The following is a 19,160-nucleotide window of genomic DNA, read 5'->3' as shown; positions in this document are numbered from 1 at the left end:
CATCCAGAAAGCGACTACGCGGTCGTCTCCCCGGCCTCCGGCGCCGCCGGCAACGGTTTCGTGAGCAACGGCGAACTGAGTCCCGGCAGACGTTCGGAAAACTCCTCGCCCTCGACCGCCTGTCGCAGCGCGCGCTGCACCATGCCCATGCGCGCGTCGAGATTGTCGATCATCGAAACGAACACCGCCTCGGGCGTCGCCGCATACACCGCCGCGCCCCACTCCGGTTCACCTTGGTGCGAGAGGATGATGTGTTCGAGCCGCTCGAGGAGATCCGGCGACAGCTTCGCTTTCATGGCCGACTTGCGTGCGAGTTGGTAGCCGAGCACGACATGTCCCTGCAGGATGCCGCGCCGGCTGCGCCGCGTCGCGAGCGTGCCTTCATACTCGATCGTCTTTCCCGTATCGTGGAGCAGGATGCCGGCCATCGCGAGGTCGGCGTTGACCTCCGGGTAGAGCGGCAGGAGCGCCTGACACGCACGCGCCATGTGCGTCGTGTGCTCCAGCAAACCGTGGCGATACGCGTGGTGCATCGAGACGGCCGCCGGCACCCAGCGAAAAACCTCCCCGACCTCCTCAAACACGCCGCGCACCGTCGCACGCAGCTCCGTTTGCTGGATGCCATCGATGAACGCCTCCACTTCGCGCCACATCGTTTGCGGATCTTCCGGTGCACTCTCGACCAGGTTGTCGAGCAGGCCGGGCGCGCTCAGCTCGGCTTCCGACAACGCCGTGGCACGCGTCAGTTTCGGCGAGAGCCGCCCCTGATAATAGTCGAGCTTCCCCTCGACGCGCATCACCGCGCCTTCACCCGCCTGCTTGAGGATTTCGAACACGGGGCTGTCTCCGAAGATCGTGCAATTGCACGATCCGGTGCGATCGCCGAGCTCCGCGCTGAAGAACGTGTTGCCGTTCGACGCGGTCTTCGCGATCAGCTTCTTGACCACCAGCAGGCTGGCGAACGGTCGGGCGCCGGCGGCCGCGCCAAACGCCTTCAATTCACGGATGCAGGAGAGGCAGATTTCTTCAGACATGAGAGGAACGGCGCGCGCCGGATGCATTTCAGCAGAACCTCCGGCCGCGACGCCGACAAGCCTCGGTTGCGCGCCGCGCGCAGGCGCCGACATCAGGCCTGCGTTTTGACCAGCTGCGTGAAGGTCCGGAAGAACGGATGCCGTGCATCGTGCAGCAGGGCGTAGAAAACCGTTTCCGTCGGCAGCACGTGCACGCCAGCGCGCTCGAGCGCGCGCAAGCAGGCCACCGAATCGTCGGGCCGCCGTCCGCTCACTGCGTCGGCGAGCAGCGTCACCTCGCGTCGCGAAGCCCGCAAGTCGAGCGCTGTTTGGTAAACGCACACCGGCGTCTCGAGCCCGCAAAGCAGCACGTGCTCGACCTCGCGCGCCTTCAATTCGGCTCGCACCGCCTCGTCCGCCATCGCCGAGAACGTTTCCTTGGGAAACACGCGGGCTCCGGGCGCGCCGCTCAACAGCGTCGGCTCTGTCGCCCCGAGTTTGTGCGGCACCTGCTCCGTAAACAGCACCGGGATTCCCAATCCCGCCGCCCCGCCGATCGCGAGTCCGGCGCGGCGCCGCAGACGTTCGCCCTCGGCCACAACGTCGAGAAACACGGGTTGCAGATCGAGACAAAGCAGTGCCAGACCTTCCTTCGGATTCGTCATGGCGCGTGTTGTAGCGATCTGCGCCGTGGAACCAATCCTGCCTTATGGCGATTTGGGATTTTTCGTAGGCTCGGGCGCCAGCGGCGCGAACACGATTCCCTCGCTCGCCTCGGTCGCTTCATTCGCGCCGCGCCGCAGCGCCTCCTCGTCGCCTTCGAGCACGTAGACGATCCGGCCGTTCACCCAACGCGTGCCAATGACGCGCCGTCCGTCGATCGTCTGTGGCGTCGCGCACCCGGCGGCGACGATCAGGAAAATCGCGCCAAACAACGCTGCGAACACCCGCCGCTGGAACGCGAGTTTCATGGCCAGAGACTAGCGCGGGGCAACCGCGGGGTCACTGCAAAATTTCTTCATCAACGCCTTTGGAGTTAGCTGACACCGTCAGGATCGATGTGCGCCCCACCCCCGCGCCGCCAGTGCAAACCCGCGCTTGACGCACGCGACAAAATCCAGACCGTCATCCGTCCCAACGCCGCCCTCATCGTCTATCGGTTAGGACAGGAGATTCTCAATCTTCAAAGCGGGGTTCGATTCCCCGTGGGGGCGCCAATTTCATGAACGCCGCGAGTCGCTTCGCGGCGTTTTTGCGTTTTACGCGCGGCCCGGTCTCGAACCTGGTGCACTATCCGTCGTCGTTTGGCTCGAAAACGGCCGCACCTAAGCTCGTGGGCCCCGTCCGACCGATCTGACGACTATGCGCGTTGCGTCCTCAAGGGACACCGACCGTGGATGCCTCAGCACCGAGCACGCGCGACAAGCTTTTGAGAAAGTAATAATCCGCGTAGTTCAACGGCACATCGACTTCGCGCTGCTTTGGAAAATGCGCGACGGCATGGAGGAGCAGGAAATTGCCGTTCTCACCCAACGGCGCGCGATACTCCCGGCCTGCCAGACTTCGCAGCTGCTTCTCAGCGAGCGCCCGATACGGCGCGCCTGCCTCGGCTCCGAGTAGCTCGGCCAAATCCAGCAAACCGAGCGACATCACCGCCGCAGCCGCGGTGTCGCGCGGAGCCGCGGGAATGTCGGGCGCGTCAAAGTCCCAATACGGAATCCCATCGGCCGGAAGGCGTGGATGATGAAGAATGAAGTCGGCGACCTTCTGCGCTTGAACCAGGTAAGCGCTGTTCTTGGTGCAACGTGCCGCGGCGGCGTAGCCTGCGAGCGCCCAGCCCTGCCCGCGCGACCAAGCCGATGCGTCCGCAAAGCCCTGGACCGTCTGCCGCTGCAGGACTGCGCCGGTGTCAGGCTCGTAGTCGACCAGATGAAAGCTGCTGCCGTCGGGGCGAAAGTGATTCGCCAAGGTCCGATCGGCATGGCTCAGCACGCGGTCCCGAAACGATTCGTCACCCGTCTCCGCGTAAGCGAACCATAGCAGCCCAAGATTCATCATGTTGTCGATGATCACCGGATACCGCCAGGAGCCGACATCCCACGAACGCGTGAGACCGACCGCGGGCCGAAACCTCGTCGAGAGGCTGCGCGCGCCTTGTACAAGCACGTCGCGATAAGCCGGATTGCGCGTTAAGCGCCACCCTTCCCCATAGCTGCAGCCGAGCATGAAACCGAGGTCGTGGTTGCCGGTGTAATCCTTGATTGCTTCGAGACGTGCAGTGAAATCTTCCGCCGCTACCCGCCACGCCGAATCGCCGGTTTGCTCATAAAGCAACCAGAGCGAGCCCGGGAAAAAGCCCGATGTCCAGTCGCGCGGAGCGACCGTTTTCAACCGGCCTTGGTTAAATGTATAGGGCGCGCGACCGGGCTCCCCTTCCGCCCGTTTCAACAAACCGGCGTACTGCCGGGCGGCGAAGGCGAACTGCTCGCGCGCGAGTTCGGTGAGGCTTTTGGGGGTGGCTCCGTTGGTCGTCGCCGTTGCGGCCACTTTGGCCGTGGTGAACGGAAAGTCGTCTGTGCGAAACGGCGCCGCAGGCCAGCCATCGCCGTTCAGGAGCGAGGGCTCGAAATAGTCGCGCCACGCATAGCGCACGTAGCGGGCTCCTGCGCCCGGCGACACGGTCACCGTCACTTGATTGTAGCCGGTGACCGCGGCCGTCGCAGGCCTGAATCGCCCGTCGTCGCCTGCAATCTCGAAGTTCTCCAACTGCTCGGCCCGCGCGAACAGCCCGCCTTCAACCTGTGTGAACGTGAGCACAAGGGACGAGGCGCCCGCCTCGGCCGACTGCAACACGGGCCCGCTCGACGGAACCGGCTCTCCATAAACTCGGGCACGCGCGACTTGTGCGAGTCGCTCGCCCACCTCGCGTTTGCGACGAGGGTGGATGTCGAGTCGTTCGCCGCAATCCGCGATGACCGCGAGGACCGTGTGCGGTGTGGTCTCGACCACTTTTCGCTGCGCCTCGCGCAACTCCGCCCACGTGATCCCGATTGAGGTCCGCGGCGGATCTTTTCGGCGGCGCTCCCACGGTGGCAGCTGTACGATGACGAACGGCAGTTCCGGCGCTTCGAGCCTCCTCCGCCATTCGGCGATCATTGTGCGCAAAAGATCGGGATACAGCGCGGCACGAGATGCGTCACCCTCGCCCTGATACCAGAGCACGCCGCGCAGCCCAATAGGCCCGAGCGTGGCCAGATCGTTTTCGAACACCGCGCCGGTACGGAAGGCAGGACGTTTCTCCGGCGCATAGGTACGATCGAAATCAGGGCGCGCGGCAAACGCTTCCGGCGGGAGAAACGCCCGGATCGCAGCGCCGCCACGCCCGAGATCGATCAGGCCGACCGGCACGTCCCTCGACCGCACGAGGGCTGCGCCGAAAAAATAACCGATGGCGCTGAATTCCGCGGCGGTCTCGGGGCCGCACACCGCCCACCGGCGGTCTGCGGGCGTGCCGCCGGATATATTCAGCAGCCGGATACGCTCATTCGCCGAGCCGGCGAGCGCGGCGGGAAACAGGCGCGGCGCATCGGCCGAGCGCGGCTCGACCCGGCGGCCGAGTGTGAAGCGCATGTTTGACTGGCCGGAGCATAGCCACACCTCGCCAATCAGTACGTCGGTCAGGCGCACCTCGCTATCGCGGCCGCGTACGGCGAGCATCTGCACAGCGTGGTCCGGCGCATAATCCAGCGCCGGCAAGCGCACCCGCCAGCGACCGTCGGCATCCGCGACCGTGGATTGCTGCTGGCCGGCGAACTCGACCGTGACCGGCTCGCCGGCTTCGGCCGTGCCCCACACCGGCAGAGGCCGGCCGGCCTGAAGAACCATGTGATTGGAGAACGGTGCCGCCAGCTGCACGGCGGCGTGCAGGCCAGACACGAGCGCGCAGCCCAGAAGCAAAACCGAAACGTATCGCATGAACCGAATGCTATGGTACGGTTCGCGGCGACACGGCAGCGCGGGGAAACCCGTCAACCCGCAGCAGCGACGAGCCGGGCTCGATCAGTTCAATCGCCCAGAGCGCGCCGCACGCCGCTTGTTTGGCCGCCGTGATCGATTCGCCGTGGGCCGGCTTGGGAAACGTCTCGGACACACGGCGCATTGCGTTCGGCGCGTCCTCCGAAGCGAAGGCCCAAACGTATTTCAGCAGCGCCGCGCGCTGAGCGGCGTCGTCGCCGAAAAAACGCCGGCAATAGATCAACGGCAGCGCGTTGAGATTGGCGCGTGCACCCCGGTCATACATGTCGTGCGCCCCGTCCTTGAGCAGCTTGCCGAGAAATCCCTGCTGCACCGCGTCGGCGATGCGTTTACGTTCCACTTCGTTTTCGGTCGTCAGCCATGACCAGACGAGCGCTTCGGCCCAGAAGTAACCATCGGTCCGATACCCCGCGTCGAGATAGTTGCGCAGGTTGCGATGCGCAATCCGCAGATAGTCGGGATTCGAATCCACATAAGTTAGCAGCATCTGCACGCCGAGAACATCGGGCATGACCCAGAAAGGACCGGTCTCGTTGCGCTCGAGATGTCCCCACCCCAGCCCGTAATGGCCGACTCGCGTTTCACCTTTTTCCGCCTGACGCGGATACTTTCGCGCGAGTTCGGCGGACTTTTGCTCGTCGATGTAGAACGTCTCCGCCCAATCGGCAAAGCGACGAACGAATTGGAGATAGCGTTCGCGACGCGCCGGATCTGCGAGGAGCGGCAAGATTTGGCCGGCCGATATCGTGATCTGACCGCCATCGGCGACATTGTAGACATTGAGATGCTCGCTGTAGCCCATCGGGATGGAGCCGTCCTCGTTCTGTCGTTCGACGAGCATGTCGAAGAAGCGCGTTCCGCACGCCTCGATTTCGGCCGGCGTGACCGTCCGCCAGAGATCGCGATTCGCGTCCAGGCGCTCCGGCTCTCGTTTCAGCAGGTCGACATACGCGAACATCGCGCGCACGCCATAGGCGTCGCCGAAGTAATGATGGCTGATTCGCCCGTCGGGAAAACGGCGCTGCGTTCCGACCAGGTGGCGCAGCGCGTAAATGAGGCCGCGCTCGACGTCCACGACATCGCTCAGTTCGTCGCGTCCGGCCTCGGACGCGAACGTCACCCGCCACTCGAATCGCGTGAACGGAAAATCCTCCGGCACCTCCGAGAGCGGCACGAACGCCGTGACCGTGCCGCGGGCGGGCACCGTGAGGGCGGCCTCGCCACGCACCGTTCCGCCCGCGACATTGACCATCAGGCGGCCGGAAACGGGCTGCGCCAGCGGATTCCTCACGACCACCTGCAAAGCCGGTCCGGTGGCCACTCCCCCCTCCGGCCGCAGGAGATCGATGGTGGCGCCGGCGATTTTCGGCTGACGGGCAAGCGCCACGATGGTTTCGGCGAACGAGTCCAGCAATGCCTTGTTTGCAAGCAGGCTGCCCGGCGTAACGCCAAAGAGCGCGAGACCAGCGCCTTGATTCGGGCCCGCGCTGAGCAGACGCAGCTCTGCGACTGCGCCGGGAGGATTCTCCGCAGTGTCGAGCGACTGCCACAGGGGAATGCGGCGGCTCTCGCGCTGGAATTTCAATATGTATTCGGCGCGGTGATCCGTGCCCATGCGCGGCCCGGGGTGTTCAACGTCGGGCACCGGGCAAAGCCAAGCCTCCGACACGGTGAGTGGTGAACCTGCAACCCGCAGTGTTTTCGACGTTGTCCGAGTCGCACGGGCAAACGGATCGAAAAGCCAATCGGGAACTGCCAGCCCGCTCTCGCGGAAAGGCAGCCGCAATGCCGCGAGCGCCGACGTCGGCGCGTAGAAACCGGAAGCATCCTCGCCAAGCTCGAGTCCGCCCACGGCAAACGACATCGGGCGCTCCGGCCACACCGTGGCCATGTTGGTGCCGACCGCCACGGTGGCGACGGATTGCGACTGCAACAGCGGATAAGGCCGAGAGGGATCCGTCCAGCCCTCCGGGATGAAGTCCGCCAGCGAAACGGCATGCTGGTGCCACGTGTCGCCGAGCGGCACAAAACTGAACCAACGACGTCCCTCGTCATCGCGAATCTCGATGGCGAGCAAATCCATGAACGCATCGCCGCGCGCCCAGAACTGCAGCACGGAGCGGCGCGCCGAGCGCACGGTAGAGGCGTCGAACTCCACGAGAAAATCGTCCATGCCGCGCAAGTAGGTGCGAAAACCGAGCGCGGGCCGCCCGTCGGGTGTTGCGAGGGTTTCGATCCGGGCCGTCTCGGGAAGCTCGACCTTGCGACCGCCCGGTTTGCGTTCGGACTCGATCACGCGGTAGCTCCCGGCCGCGGCCGGGGGCAGCGGAGCGAGGTTCACGGGATGCGGCGAGTAATCGAATTGCGCGGGACCGACCACCACCACCTGGCCGCCCTCAGCCAGGTAACGACTGAGGCCGAGACGGCATGCGGGTGGCAGCGTTTCGTCCGACGCGAGCACCACCACGTCGATCGCCGAGCGGTCGAGTGCATCGAGCGCATCGGAGCCCGCCGCCCGCACGACCAGATTCGCCGCCGCGACACGCGATTGCAGCGCGGTCGACCGCGTCAGGGTCGGGCCGACCACAAGCACGTCGGCCCGAAGTGCGGCGAACGCTATAACGGCCAGAATCACGACACGACGAAGCACAGAGAATATGAGCACAGGCGATCAGGAGAAAGTTGAGCGAAAAGAAAGGACGTGGGCCTTACCACTCGGAATCGATACCGGGGGCGAGCAGTTCAACCAGCGCGCGGCCGCTCAGAGCGGTGACGATGTCGTTAGGAACGAATTTCCCGACGGTGTTGGCCCGCGTGGTCCAGTTCGTGACCGCGCCCCGATGCAGGAGGCCAAATTCCCGGCCGGCGGCGGGATCGACGAGCACTCGGCCGAAGCGCCGTACCGCGGGCGGGATGCGCTCGTCGCGCTCGACGTGGAGATAATACCAGATCAGAAAATTTGCGACGCCGGGGCTGCGCTTCTGGTCATAGCTGTCGTGCTTGGCCCAAGTCCCATCGGCGTTCTGGCTGCGGAGCAGAAATTCGATGTGCGGGCGGATGGCGAGGCGGATCTCGTTTTTCCACGCCGGCCAGGTGGCGTGCCGGTCGAATGAGATGATGCCTTCACCCAGGTAGGTGGCGACCTGATACGCCATGTCATCCCAGAGTTTTGCGTCCGCTTTCGGCGTTCCCATCTTCGTGCGATCGGCGCCGATGGCGGGAAGAATGTAGGGAATCACGCCATCGTCGCGCATCGTCGAAATCACCCAGCGCAGCGCGCGATAGGCGACCTCTTGGTAGTGAGGGTCCACCGTCTGCCGGCCGTACCAAGTGAAGATTTCGCCGCCCGAAAGGACTGAGGAAATCGTGTACTCCTCCGACATGATGCCGGTGACTTCACCCTGCGGCGTGGCGCGGTAGCCGACGCCGAAGGCACCGGATGGATTCACAAGACCGTCTTGCTCGATTGCCTTCACGAACCGGGCCACAGCGGCCTGATATTTTTCTCGGCGCTCGGCGGAGACGTGCTTGCTGAGAACGATGAACAGGCCGAGCGCGCTGCCGGTGTCCGCGAGAAAGATATCGCCGTAACCGGTGCCCCAGTAGCCGCGCGGCGACTGCTTCTCCAAGAGGAAGTCGGCGTAAGCGATCGCGGCCTCCAGGTAGCGCGGTTCGTCCAGGATCTGCGAGGCCGCCACCAGCGTCCGCATATAGTAACCGCCAATAAAGATAATGGGAAAGTCCTTTTTCTCCGCGACAATATGGTCGCAGAGCTCGCGGAGCGCCGTTTTTCCGGCCACCGCATCGTCAATAAAGACCGGTGCCGGAGCAGAGGAGCCAAATAGCGCAGAAACAGACAAAACGAAACTACTAACCAAAAATGCGATACGTGGTTTGATCATGGGAAAAATTAGATAAGGGACTTGAGCGCACGATCGGGCGCCACGGCGGCGCCGGACCAGACGGCCTGCCAGGTGTTCGGAGCGGACGGATCGCGCCAGAACGGATCGTCCGCGGGCAAACCGAGCGGGACGAAAACGACCGCGCACAGATAGAGGCTGCCGGTGGAAATGTAGCTTTCACCGAGCGAAGGCTGATGGCCGCTTAGCCCGATGCGAAGCCAGCCGCGCGAGTCGAAGGTTCCTGGCGCTCCGAGGGTGCGCTGAATGACGGCCGTCAAAGCCGTGCGGACCTGCGCCGGCCGGAGCTGAGCCCGCGGCAGTTCGCGGCGCAGTGCCGCCAGCGCAAGCGCATGGAAGGCACCGCAGCGATAGGTGATCGAGCGGCCCAGCGCGGGAAAGGTACCGTCGGGCGCAATCAGGCGTTCCTGGATCGCGGCAAACCGGGAAAAGCGCGCGCGCTCTGTCTCGCGCCAGCGGTTCCATCGGTCGGCCTCGTCGCCGACGACGTCGAGGATTTCGACCAGCATGGGATGGATGACGAACGCATTGTAATAGTCGGTGTGGAACTCGGCGCCGTCGCCATACCATCCATCCCCCGCATACCAGGATTGGAAGTTTTCCAGTGCACCGAACAGGCGCCCATCGTCCCGATCGCGGCCGAAACGATGCAGCGTCGCCTCTACCATCGCCGCAAAAAGCAGCCAGTTGTTCTGCCCCGGCGCGATCGCTCGGCTCGCGCCCAAAGAGTCGAGCAGGTTGTCCTGCGTGCCGGAATCGAGCTTGCCCCAAAGTTCGTGCGGCGCTCGCAGCAGCGCCTGGGCGAGAAATGCAGTATCCACGAGCGGCTGCAAACCGTCGGAGAAGTTGAGCCGGTCGGGGGAGCGAGGATCGGTGGCAGAACGGATCGCTTCGCGCGCCAGCTGGGCAAAATGCTCCCGGACGCGGCCCTCGGGAGTCTCGTCACCGCCAAGCTCCAGCCACGGGGCAACGCCGGCGAGCAGGCGGGCGAACGCCTCGAGATGGGTGAAGGCGGCACGCGGCGGCGCCCCCTCCATCGGCATCGTGGCTTTCAGCCGGCCTGTCGCCAGGGCTTCGAGCACCGGAGCGCCCAGCCGTTGCAGTTGATCACACCAAGTCGCACGGATGGAAGCGGGATCGGAAATGATCGTGCTCTCACGCCGCGCGTACTCCTCCGCGCGGACGGGCAGAACGCTGCTGCCCAGCCACGCGGCGAGCAGGCTTTTGCCGAGGAACGCACGACGGGTTTCCATACCGTTCAAACGAGGGCCGGTCAGAAGCGGACCGAGATGCTGAAATCCACCACAAACGGATCGATATACCGGTATTGATAGTTGGTCGGAACGCCGGCGGCATCCGCCGCGACGATCGAGGTGATGCGCTTGTCGTCGTTGTTCTCCAGATCGACAATGTTACGGAGCCCGAGCCGGAAGGTGGTCGGACGACCGGCGATGTTGCGTTGGTAGATCGCATAGGCACCGATCGGGTGCGTGCCGCCGCCGCGGTAGAGCACGCCATTGAGCAGCGTGAGATTATAATTGTCGCGCCAGTTGCCGTAGATCGCCAGCCGGGCGCCGTTGAGCAGGCCGGAGCGGGGCAACTGGTAATCGACGATCCAGTTGACCATGTTCTTGACGCTGCGGCTGCCGGTCACGAGCTCCACGCCGCTGTTCGCCTGCAGGATGTTTTTGGCGTCGTTGAGGCTCGTCGCGTTCTCGGCCATGGCAGCATTGCCGCCGGGCGCTAGCGCTGCGTCGTTACGCGCAACGGCGGCATTGTATAGAGCTTCGAATTTACTGAAGTCACGGATGACTCCGATGTCGTTGTACGAATACGTCAGACGCGCCTGGAAGCCGCCCATGCGTTTCAGCTGCCAGGTCGTCTCCACCCCTTCGGCCCGCTCGGTCGCGGTGACGGTACGGTACTCGCTGTTCGCTCCTTCGGCGGGTCGGAAGTAATTTGGGCTCGAGGGCTGGAGATCGTTGGGATTAAACAGATCCTCCATCTCGGCCGCGGAAAGATCGTTCGGGCTCCAGACAAAGCGGGCGTTGGCCCGATCGGTGCGATAGATTCCGAGCGTCAGGAAAAGATTCTGCCGGAAGAGCGAGGTCTTGAGGCCGATTTCCTTGGTCTCGCCTAGCACAGGACCAAGGGCCGCGCCGGTGAAGTCCACGTCGGGGGCCCAGCGGAAGGACTCCGTGTAAGTGCCATACAAATTGATCCCGGGCAGGACTTCCACGGTCAGCCCGCCCGTATAGCTCGTGTTGTGAAGATCGAACTGCGGGTCGTATTCGTAGGCTTCGGGCACCTCGTCGGGACCTCCGAGAAAGATGTATTGGCCCAGGGCGTCGGTCGGCAGGTCCGTGATGCGCTTGCGGTTGAACGCATCGTAGCGAACACCGAGCACCGTGTGCACGCGATCCCGCCAGTAGCTGCCGGCAAGCGACGCCGTGGCGGAGCGGGTCGAGCGGATGTCGATGAACGGCAGATCGGCGGTGGTGGTGTTGTACCAGTCGGGGCGGAAGTTCGCGGTGCGCGGGAGATTCTCCGGCCGGAACTGCTCCCAGAACTCCGACGAGGGATAGCGGGGATCGTCGAGATAGGCCCGGAACAGGATCTGGTGGTTGGCAATAGGCACGGGGCCCTTGTCGGTCGCCGCGAAGTTGGCGAGGTTTTGCCGGAAGTTGAACAGCTCGTGCCGCTGGTTGGACGCGCTGACGACGAGGAACTGCTTGCTCCAATTGCCGAACTCGAACGGATATGACGCCGTCGCGCGAAAAATGTGGACCCGGTCGCCGAAGGTGCGGCGGTTGATCGCCGTATCGAGATAGGGACGACCGTTGCGATCGACCGAAATGGTGCTATCGAACGACGGATCTGTGCGGTCCTGCTGCTGTTTCTGGTAGTTGAAGGACAGCTCCACATTCAGCTTGCCGACCTGCTGCTCGAAGTAGGCGGTGAAGTTGTGGTAAGGGCGGTCGAGGAAATCGATCGAGCCGCGCAAATTGGTGTCCTTCGGATAGCCCGCGAACGTGAGGGTCTGGCCGGTGGATACGGTCGCGCTGGACATCAGGTTTACGGTCGCGGACTGACCCTCCATCAGCGACACCGCGGTGCCGCCGGCGGCCGCACGATCGATGGCGGGCAGCGTGGCGGCAGTGCTCTGTACGATGTCGCCGTCCGAAGTGACATACCAGCGATTGTTGGTGTTGAACCCGCGGCCCGGCGCCGAGTTAGGCCGGATCCGGACGAGGCTGGATGCGCGTCGGCGCTCGTAGCGGCCCGTCTCGCCGTCGAGCCGGATCTCAGTGTGCGGAAAAGGCCGGAACGTCAGCGCACCCTGCAACGCGCGCAGGCTCGAGTGCGCATAGCGCATGTAGCTTTTGTCATCGCGGTCGACGAGGTTGAGGCGCAATGCGAGTTTGTCGGTGATCTTGCGGTTGAGATCGAGCTGCACGCGGTAGCTGTCGTGACTGCCGTAAAGTGCGGTGACCTCGCCGAAGTTCCGGAAGCGCGCCCGCTTGGTGTAGCTCGTGGCCATGCCGCCCGGAATGGAATCGCCGAACATGAGGGAGTTCGATCCCTTGCTGTAGTCGATGCGGTCGATGTTGTAGGCATCGGTCGGCGTGAACCAGGGAAAGAAGTTGCGCGAGGCTTGACTGGATTCGCGGCCGCCCAGCTGCATGCCGCGGAAATTCACCCTGCCCTCTTCGGCCGCAGTCTCGTTGGCGCTGACGACATCGACGTTGGCAATCCAGCGCGACGCGTCCTCGAGTGTAAACGCCCCCAACTCCCGCATGAAATCACTGGTAATCGCGTCCACCGTCATCGGAACCTTCGCGAGCTGGGTGTTGGTGCGGTTGCCAACCAGCGTGGACGAGGCGACCCAACCGTCATCCTGCGTGTCGTTCACGACGAAGGGGGACAGAACGTACGGGTCGTCAGCAGACGCATTGGTCGCGTCGGGTGATGCAGGTTGGGCGTGGACCGCGAGAGTGGCCAGGAACGCGCCCGCAAGAAGGCGGGCTGGATTGCAGGATGTAAGCGTCATTTTACGGGGGTGGTCTGGAAGAAAAGAAGGCAGGAGCAGCCGGAGATCATGGCGGCGTCAGTTTGAAAACGTCCGCCGTCAGAAGATAGCCGGACGACGAGGAGCCCTGGCCGTTAACCGTCAGACGGATGGTATGAGTTCCGGCCGTGGTGAATCCAACCGGGCCGATTTTTGCCGTCGGGTAGGAGCTGGTAGTAGAGTACTCATCCACCAATCCACCGATCTCGATGCCATCCACAGTCACCTGTAGAGTGCCGCGATTAGCATAGCCCTTATACCCGAGGTAAAGGTCGTAGGAACCGGCCGGAAGACTCGGAGTAGTAAATTCGATATAATCGCCAACCCCATCGGCATTCAGCACGATCAATTGCGTATTGCTGGCGTTGGCATCGCCCGTCAGGAGCGAACTGGTCGCACCGGCGGAAGTGCGAAACATGCTCTCGGCTTCGAGCGTGATGGTCGGCGGGGCAAAAGTAATCAGATCGGGTGCCAGAAGGTAACCGCTCGACGAGGCGTTCTTTCCGCTAACGGTGAGACGCACCGTGTGCGTGCCGCTGCTCGCGAGCGTGACGGTTGCAACCTTAGACGTGAGCCAGCTGGTGGAGGCGGCGTATTGGTCCACCGACCCGACGTTTGTGCCGTCCACGCTCACCGCGGCGATGCCGCGATTGGTGAAGGCCTTGTAGCGAAGCCTCAGATCATAGGTACCGGCCGGGAGGTGATAGGTCGTAAATTCGACATAGTCGTTCACGCTGTCGGCCGAGAACGAGACCCAACGAAACCCGCTGGCGTTCGCGTCCGGTCCCGTACTCGCGGTGGCTCCGCCAACCGTGCGCGCCAAGTCCTCCGTCTCGAACCTGGCCTCGCCCGGCGCCGTGAAGGTGAAGGAGTCGGCGGTGAGCGTGAAGCCGCTCGACGCCGGGTTCTGGCCGTTGATGACGAGACGGATGCTATGTGCGCCGGCGGCGGGGAACGTCACGCGACCGAGGCTCACCGTGGAATAGGACGATGCCGCCGAGTACTCGTCCACCGTTTCGCCAATCTGAAAACCGTCGAGCATCACCTCAACCTGCACGCGAGTGTTCGCGCCTTTGTAGCGCATCGCGAGTTCGTAAGTCCCCGCCGCGATGCTGCTGGTCGTGAATTCGATCCACTGATTGGTAGCGTCGTGAATATCGTCACCTGTAATGTAGGTGGCGGTCATGACCTTGCACGCACCTCCGCTCGCGAGATCGTCGTATAGATTTGCGGCCGTGGCGCCGCTCGTAGCGACCGTCAAGTCCTCCGCCTCGAACATCACGGTCTGGCCGGCCGGAATGACAAACGGCGCGGAGGTGACGACGCTGTTCGCCAATCCTGATTTGACCGCAACCGCCTGAAGCGTGGCCGTGGAGCCGATGGAGACCGGTCCGGCATAAAGCGTGCCTTGAAGCGGGCTGGGCGTGCTTCCATCCGTGGTGTAGTAGATAGACGCGCCGCTGGTCGCCGTGCTGATCGTGACCGACTGGCCGCTGGAGAATGCACCTCCGATCGGGCTGAACGTCGGCGCGGCCACGGCGCTCACGGCCGACCCGCCGTAGGCACCGAGGTTCGGGCTCGCGGTCGACGAGACTGCACTCCCATAGTAGTCCCAGCCGCCGTTCGTGCTGATGACCTTGCCGCTGGCGAGCGCTGGCGAACCTGTCTTGAGCTTGTAGCCATCCACGGTGTCCCAGCCAAACCCGCCCGTGCCGCCGGCCACGAAGAGCGGGTCGGCCGTGCTTTGATGGGAGCCGGCCGGCTCGTTGGTCGCGGGATCGTTGGCGTCGTAGAAAATATTGTAATCGAAGACCGTGTTCGTCGCGCTCGCGCTCAACACGTAGGCGGCATTGTAGGAATAGTTGGAAAAAATGTTATTATAGAACTTCGTGGTATCGGGCCACTGACCGGACCAGTCGTTCATCTCGATAATCCGATCCACCGGTTCGGGCAGCGTGGAGCTGATATAGATCGTATTGTTGTAGACGTGAGTGTTCGTCAGCCGGCCCGAGAAGCGGAACGCTGCGCGATGATTGTTCTGGAGGATGTTGTACCGAATGATCGTGCCGTCGCAAAACGACTCCGCACCGGGCGTGCTCGTTGGGCCTCCCGTCGCGATGATGCCGCCCTCCCCGTTGTCGTGGCAGTAGTTATACTGAACAATGGTGCGCTTGGTGCGGAAATCGACGTCGATGCCGGAGGCATCCTGGCCGGGCTCGGGATTTCCGGGCTCGAAGCGCGTGCCGTAGGCCTCGTTGAACTGGATGACGGCGTCGTCGGTATTGAACACGAACATCGCGTTACCGTGGGAGCCGTCACTGCAGTTCGCGAAGATGTTGTGCTCGATCAGCACATCCTTGGCCACGCGCCAGATCAGCCCCTGCCGCCGGCAATGCGAGAACACGTTGTTGCGGATGACCACGTTCGTACTCGGCGTCCAGTTGGTGTTGCCGGTCAGCGTGCGAGTGGCCCAGAAAGAATAGGGACCGGTGATGCCGCGCTGGGAGCAGTTGTACACATAGCAGCCCTCGATCAGGATGTCGTCATACCAGGTCGGGACCGTGTCTCCGGTGATATGGATATAAGCACCGCCTGGCGTGCCGTTCCAAGTCACATCATCGCCGTTCACGTCGTGGATGATCAGACCGAGCAAGTGGATGTGCTCCACTTTGCCGTAGTCCTCCGCCGCAATATAAAGTCCGTAACGCGAGGAGGGCGTCGCACCCGTATTGGTGATTTCGAGATTCTTGATCTCCCAGAACGGCTGATTCTTGAAATAGACCGCCGCATCGATCCCGCTCGCGCCAACCGTGCCCTGCCCGTTGATCTGCGGCAGCGGCAGTGAAACACTGCCGTAGGCGTCGATGACGATCGGAGCGCCGGACGCGCCGGACCCACGGGGTGCGAGCTGCCCGGTCCACTGCCCGCCCCGCTCGAAAAGGATCGTGTCGCCCGGCGTGAAAGCCGTGATGGCGTTCACCTTTGCCAGCGTCCGCCAGGCGGTCGCCGCGCTCGTCCCCGCATTGGCATCATTGCCGTCATCGGCATCGACGTAGTAGGTGGCGCCGAAGCCGGTCAGCGAGGCAAACGACAACAAGGCGCAACCGAGAAGGGATCTGGCGGAAAAGGGGAATGTGCTCATGGGGGATTGGCGGAATGGGGAGGAACTGCCTGATCTCAGCGACCCGAGGGGTAGAGTCGGCGCGCCTGAGTGCGTGCCGACCCTCGTGTCCCGCCGGATCGCTCGCAAACGGTATTTCGTTGGACGTTGAACGCTCTCGTAATCTGGCCACAGTCGGAAGTTCTCCGCTGCGATCCGAAAAGCGGATACGCTGAGATGCGAGGTCGCCCCGGCGCGTCGGTCGTCGCCTCTTCGCGCGCCCGGTCAGGCGATCAACGCCGCGGGGGGAGCTTCAGCGAAGCTCGGTTGTGGCCTCGAGGTGGAGCAGACACTCGGTCCGGACACTCACCTTCGCCTGATCGCGGGCCCGGCGCAGGGCCATGGCGAAAGCGGCGTAGTTATCGCCCTCGGCCGCGCCTGAGTCGAGCAGCTGCCGCCCATAGTCCCGCTCGATGCCATCCTCCCAAGTCGCACGAAATTGCTCCCAGCTGAGGCGCTTCGGCCCGTAAATCACATCGCCTCGTGCGAGTCGGGCCGCCCGGAGGTCGTTCTCCTGGACATACACGGCGCGCAGCGCCTCGTCACTGGCCTCCTCGAGGCGCCCCAACTCCCGCGCGAAGATCTGCACGAATTTGAAACGCAGACACTCCTCCCACGCCGCCTGGCGCATCTCCGCCACGGGCTGCGCACGGAAGCGTACACGGCGCAGAGCCTCTACGTACTCCCGCGCAGTCACGATCGCCGCGTCCACCCGACCCACTTCGGTGTCCCCCGTCATCTCCTCCGCCCACGCAACCGCCGGAAGCACCAGCGAAAGGAGCACCAGGCGCCACGTGATGTGCACCATGAGGATCAGTTGCCTTGCAGGTGTTGCCGCAGGAAGCCGAGCACGACTGGTCGCAAATCCCGCGGCAGCGGCTTCCTGTTCCAGGTCTGCAAATCGAAGGTGTGCCCCACGCCGTCGAGCAGCACGAGTTCGTGCAGCACGCCCCGCTTCTTCAGCACGCGGGCAAGCTCGGTAGACTGTTCGTAATCCACGGTCGTATCCGCGCGGCCGTGCAGAATCAGCACGGGGGGCGAATCCGGCGTGACGTAAGTGACGGGAGACGCCCGGCGAAAGATCTCGTCCCGCTCCGTGTGGCCTTCGGCAAAAACATTGGGCGCCCCACCCTCCTTCCTTCCGCCCGCCGGGGTGCCGTCAGGTTTAGTTTCCTGCCGGGTGAGCAGATTGGAGATGCCATAGAGGTCGAAGACGCACCGCACCCGGCTGGAAATGCCTGGATAGGGAGTCATCGGCTCGAGTGCGGGTTGCCCCGCGGTGAAAGCGACCATCAACGCGAGGTGCCCGCCGGCCGAGCCGCCGCCCACTGCGATCCGATCCGGGTCGATGCCAAGTTCGTCGGCGTGGACGCGCAGATAGCGCACGGCGTTCTTGCAGTCGAAAAGGTTCTGGGGCCATGCCCCGCGGCCCAACTTGTACGCAACGCTGACGCAAACGTAGCCCGCCTCCGCCAGCGTCGAGCACACCTGGACCTCCCGCCTCGCGTCCTTGGTCCCGCCGGTCCAGCCGCCACCGTGAATCCAAACCACCGCCGCGCGACGCGACAGCGGGTCTGAGGCAGGCGGCAGATACAGATCCAGCTTTTCCGCGCGCCCCACTTCTAGGTAGTCGACGTCCTTCCTCACCTCGATGCCGCCGGAGCCCATCCCCTCTTGTGCGGTTGCACCGCTCGCGCTGCCGAGGAGTGACGCGGCCATGGCGCTCCACGCGAAGAACGCGCCGGCCCGGCGTCGAAGGGCGAGAGGAAAAAACCGGTTCATGGCCCCATCTCCCGCAAAAAGGCATTGCCTGCAAAATCAAATTCGATGGACGTTGAATGACCATGAGCGTCCGCCAGATCGCCAAACTCACGGGACTCTCGCCGAGCACGGTGTCGCTGGCGTTGAACGGCAGCCCCAAGCTTTTGAAGGAAACCCGGGACGCCGTGTTGAAGGCAGCCAAGCGCATCGGTTATCGCCGCAACGCCAAAGTCACCGAGTTGATGAGCCATGTGCGAATCAGCCGCGGCTCCAAGCGCGAGGCCTGCCTCGGCGTGATCTCATTCTACGACGAAGCCCGACCGTGGGAAAAGTCGGCGCATCTCTCGCGTATTTACGACGGCATGACGGCGCGCGCCGATGCGCTTGGCTACCGCCTGGAGCCGCTGTGGCTGCGGGCGCCGGGCATGACCTATCGCCGATTCCGCTCGATGCTCGATGCCCGCGGCGTTGAAGGCCTGGTCTGCTTTGGCAGTCCAAACCTCGACGAGGAGTTCCCCGACGAGCTGGATCATTACGCGATCGTCACGCAGGGGCTGAGCATCAAGACCCCCCTGCATCGCGTCGTGAGCCATGTCTACAACGACATGTGGCGCGCCTTGAATCGGCTCCACACGCTCGGCTATCGGCGGCCCGGTCTGCTGATCGGGCGGTATGAAGAAATGCGCAGCGCGCACGGCTACCTCTGCGTCTATCTCGGATGGTGGCAGCTCATGCTAGGCACGACCGCCAACATCCCGATCCTGCAGGTGGACAGCCTGGAGGAGAGACCCTTTCTCGAGTGGCAGCGGCAGCACGAGCCGGACGCCGTGATTCTTGTCCATCACCACGAGATGCTCACGCGTTTCGAACGCCTGCTCGAGCAGCACCGCATCCGCGTGCCTGGCGACCTCGGGGTACTCGCCATCAGCCAGTCGCTCGATGGCACCAAATTCTCCGGTCTGCAGGAGAACCAGCACGTGATCGGGGCGTGGAGCGTGGAGCTCGTGGTCACCCGTATCATGAACCACGACTTCGGCATTCCCGCCCACCCGCGCATCGAGATGGTTGAGCGCCGCTGGATTGAAGGCCGGTCGCTGCGCCGCGCTCCCAAGGCCTGATGACGGGCGGTGCGCCGCAGCGTTCAACGTCCAACAAGAAACCGTTCGTTCTTCCTCGGGGTGGTGGCGCAAGCTTCCTGCGCC

11 protein-coding genes and 1 tRNA gene are annotated in these 19,160 nt (G+C 63.8%); 2 read left to right on the top strand and 10 right to left on the bottom strand.

All coding sequences use genetic code 11. The annotated features are described in order from the left end of the window. Positions 1-14: 14 nt before the first annotated feature. From AC6RV7_RS09230 to AC6RV7_RS09220, 3 genes are all read right to left on the bottom strand, one after another. Positions 15-1,034 (bottom strand): 3'-5' exoribonuclease YhaM family protein, encoded by a 1,020-nt coding sequence (locus AC6RV7_RS09230; protein WP_500093682.1) that lies wholly within the window; start codon positions 1,032-1,034, stop codon positions 15-17. A 92-nt stretch (positions 1,035-1,126) separates the two neighbouring features. Continuing rightward, positions 1,127-1,678 carry an isochorismatase family protein gene (locus AC6RV7_RS09225; protein WP_500093681.1) on the bottom strand — a complete coding sequence of 184 codons (552 nt, stop codon included), beginning with the start codon at positions 1,676-1,678 and terminating at the stop codon, positions 1,127-1,129. 42 nt (positions 1,679-1,720) lie between these two features. Next, a complete protein-coding gene (locus AC6RV7_RS09220; protein ID WP_500093680.1) occupies positions 1,721-1,984 on the bottom strand; it encodes a hypothetical protein in 264 nt (87 codons plus the stop codon). A 171-nt stretch (positions 1,985-2,155) separates the two neighbouring features. Between AC6RV7_RS09220 and AC6RV7_RS09215 the strand changes: the two genes are divergently transcribed. Beyond that, a tRNA-Glu gene (locus AC6RV7_RS09215) sits at positions 2,156-2,230 on the top strand. A gap of 160 nt (positions 2,231-2,390) precedes the next feature. Here the strand turns inward: AC6RV7_RS09215 and AC6RV7_RS09210 are convergent. The 7 genes from AC6RV7_RS09210 to AC6RV7_RS09180 form a co-directional block, all read right to left on the bottom strand. Next, the gene (locus AC6RV7_RS09210; RefSeq protein ID WP_500093679.1) at positions 2,391-4,988 is read right to left on the bottom strand and encodes a sialate O-acetylesterase; all 2,598 of its coding nucleotides are present in this window, start codon (positions 4,986-4,988) and stop codon (positions 2,391-2,393) included. A gap of 10 nt (positions 4,989-4,998) precedes the next feature. After that, positions 4,999-7,713 (bottom strand): hypothetical protein, encoded by a 2,715-nt coding sequence (locus tag AC6RV7_RS09205; protein ID WP_500093678.1) that lies wholly within the window; start codon positions 7,711-7,713, stop codon positions 4,999-5,001. A 1,245-nt stretch (positions 7,714-8,958) separates the two neighbouring features. Next, complete coding sequence (locus AC6RV7_RS09200) at positions 8,959-10,221, bottom strand: DUF2264 domain-containing protein (protein ID WP_500093677.1); 1,263 nt, start codon at positions 10,219-10,221, stop codon at positions 8,959-8,961. 20 nt (positions 10,222-10,241) lie between these two features. Then, complete coding sequence (locus AC6RV7_RS09195) at positions 10,242-12,881, bottom strand: TonB-dependent siderophore receptor (RefSeq protein WP_500093676.1); 2,640 nt, start codon at positions 12,879-12,881, stop codon at positions 10,242-10,244. A 184-nt stretch (positions 12,882-13,065) separates the two neighbouring features. Then, the gene (locus AC6RV7_RS09190) at positions 13,066-16,179 is read right to left on the bottom strand and encodes a chitobiase/beta-hexosaminidase C-terminal domain-containing protein (protein WP_500093675.1); all 3,114 of its coding nucleotides are present in this window, start codon (positions 16,177-16,179) and stop codon (positions 13,066-13,068) included. Between the two features lie 271 nt (positions 16,180-16,450). Beyond that, positions 16,451-17,005, bottom strand: a complete 555-nt coding sequence (locus AC6RV7_RS09185) for a hypothetical protein (protein ID WP_500093674.1) — start codon at positions 17,003-17,005, stop codon at positions 16,451-16,453. A gap of 5 nt (positions 17,006-17,010) precedes the next feature. Beyond that, positions 17,011-17,979 (bottom strand): alpha/beta fold hydrolase, encoded by a 969-nt coding sequence (locus tag AC6RV7_RS09180; RefSeq protein ID WP_500093673.1) that lies wholly within the window; start codon positions 17,977-17,979, stop codon positions 17,011-17,013. A gap of 62 nt (positions 17,980-18,041) precedes the next feature. Here AC6RV7_RS09180 and AC6RV7_RS09175 point away from each other — a divergent pair, with 62 nt between their 5' ends. Further along, positions 18,042-19,076, top strand: coding sequence for a LacI family DNA-binding transcriptional regulator (locus tag AC6RV7_RS09175; protein WP_500093672.1), 1,035 nt, complete (start codon positions 18,042-18,044; stop codon positions 19,074-19,076). Positions 19,077-19,160: the final 84 nt, after the last annotated feature.

It is taken from the genome of Opitutus sp. sgz309028 (genome assembly GCF_059821195.1).
This window is presented reverse-complemented; position numbering and strand designations above follow the sequence as displayed.

Bases quoted from the DNA above. Each gene is read 5' to 3' on its own strand.
- AC6RV7_RS09230 (WP_500093682.1), bottom strand. From the start codon at position 1,034: ATGTCTGAAGAAATCTGCCTCTCCTGCATCCGTGAATTGAAGGCGTTT.
- AC6RV7_RS09225 (WP_500093681.1), bottom strand. From the start codon at position 1,678: ATGACGAATCCGAAGGAAGGTCTGGCACTGCTTTGTCTCGATCTGCAA.
- AC6RV7_RS09220 (WP_500093680.1), bottom strand. From the start codon at position 1,984: ATGAAACTCGCGTTCCAGCGGCGGGTGTTCGCAGCGTTGTTTGGCGCG.
- AC6RV7_RS09210 (WP_500093679.1), bottom strand. From the start codon at position 4,988: ATGCGATACGTTTCGGTTTTGCTTCTGGGCTGCGCGCTCGTGTCTGGC.
- AC6RV7_RS09200 (WP_500093677.1), bottom strand. From the start codon at position 10,221: ATGGAAACCCGTCGTGCGTTCCTCGGCAAAAGCCTGCTCGCCGCGTGG.
- AC6RV7_RS09190 (WP_500093675.1), bottom strand. From the start codon at position 16,179: ATGAGCACATTCCCCTTTTCCGCCAGATCCCTTCTCGGTTGCGCCTTG.
- AC6RV7_RS09185 (WP_500093674.1), bottom strand. From the start codon at position 17,005: ATGGTGCACATCACGTGGCGCCTGGTGCTCCTTTCGCTGGTGCTTCCG.
- AC6RV7_RS09180 (WP_500093673.1), bottom strand. From the start codon at position 17,979: ATGAACCGGTTTTTTCCTCTCGCCCTTCGACGCCGGGCCGGCGCGTTC.
- AC6RV7_RS09175 (WP_500093672.1), top strand. From the start codon at position 18,042: ATGAGCGTCCGCCAGATCGCCAAACTCACGGGACTCTCGCCGAGCACG.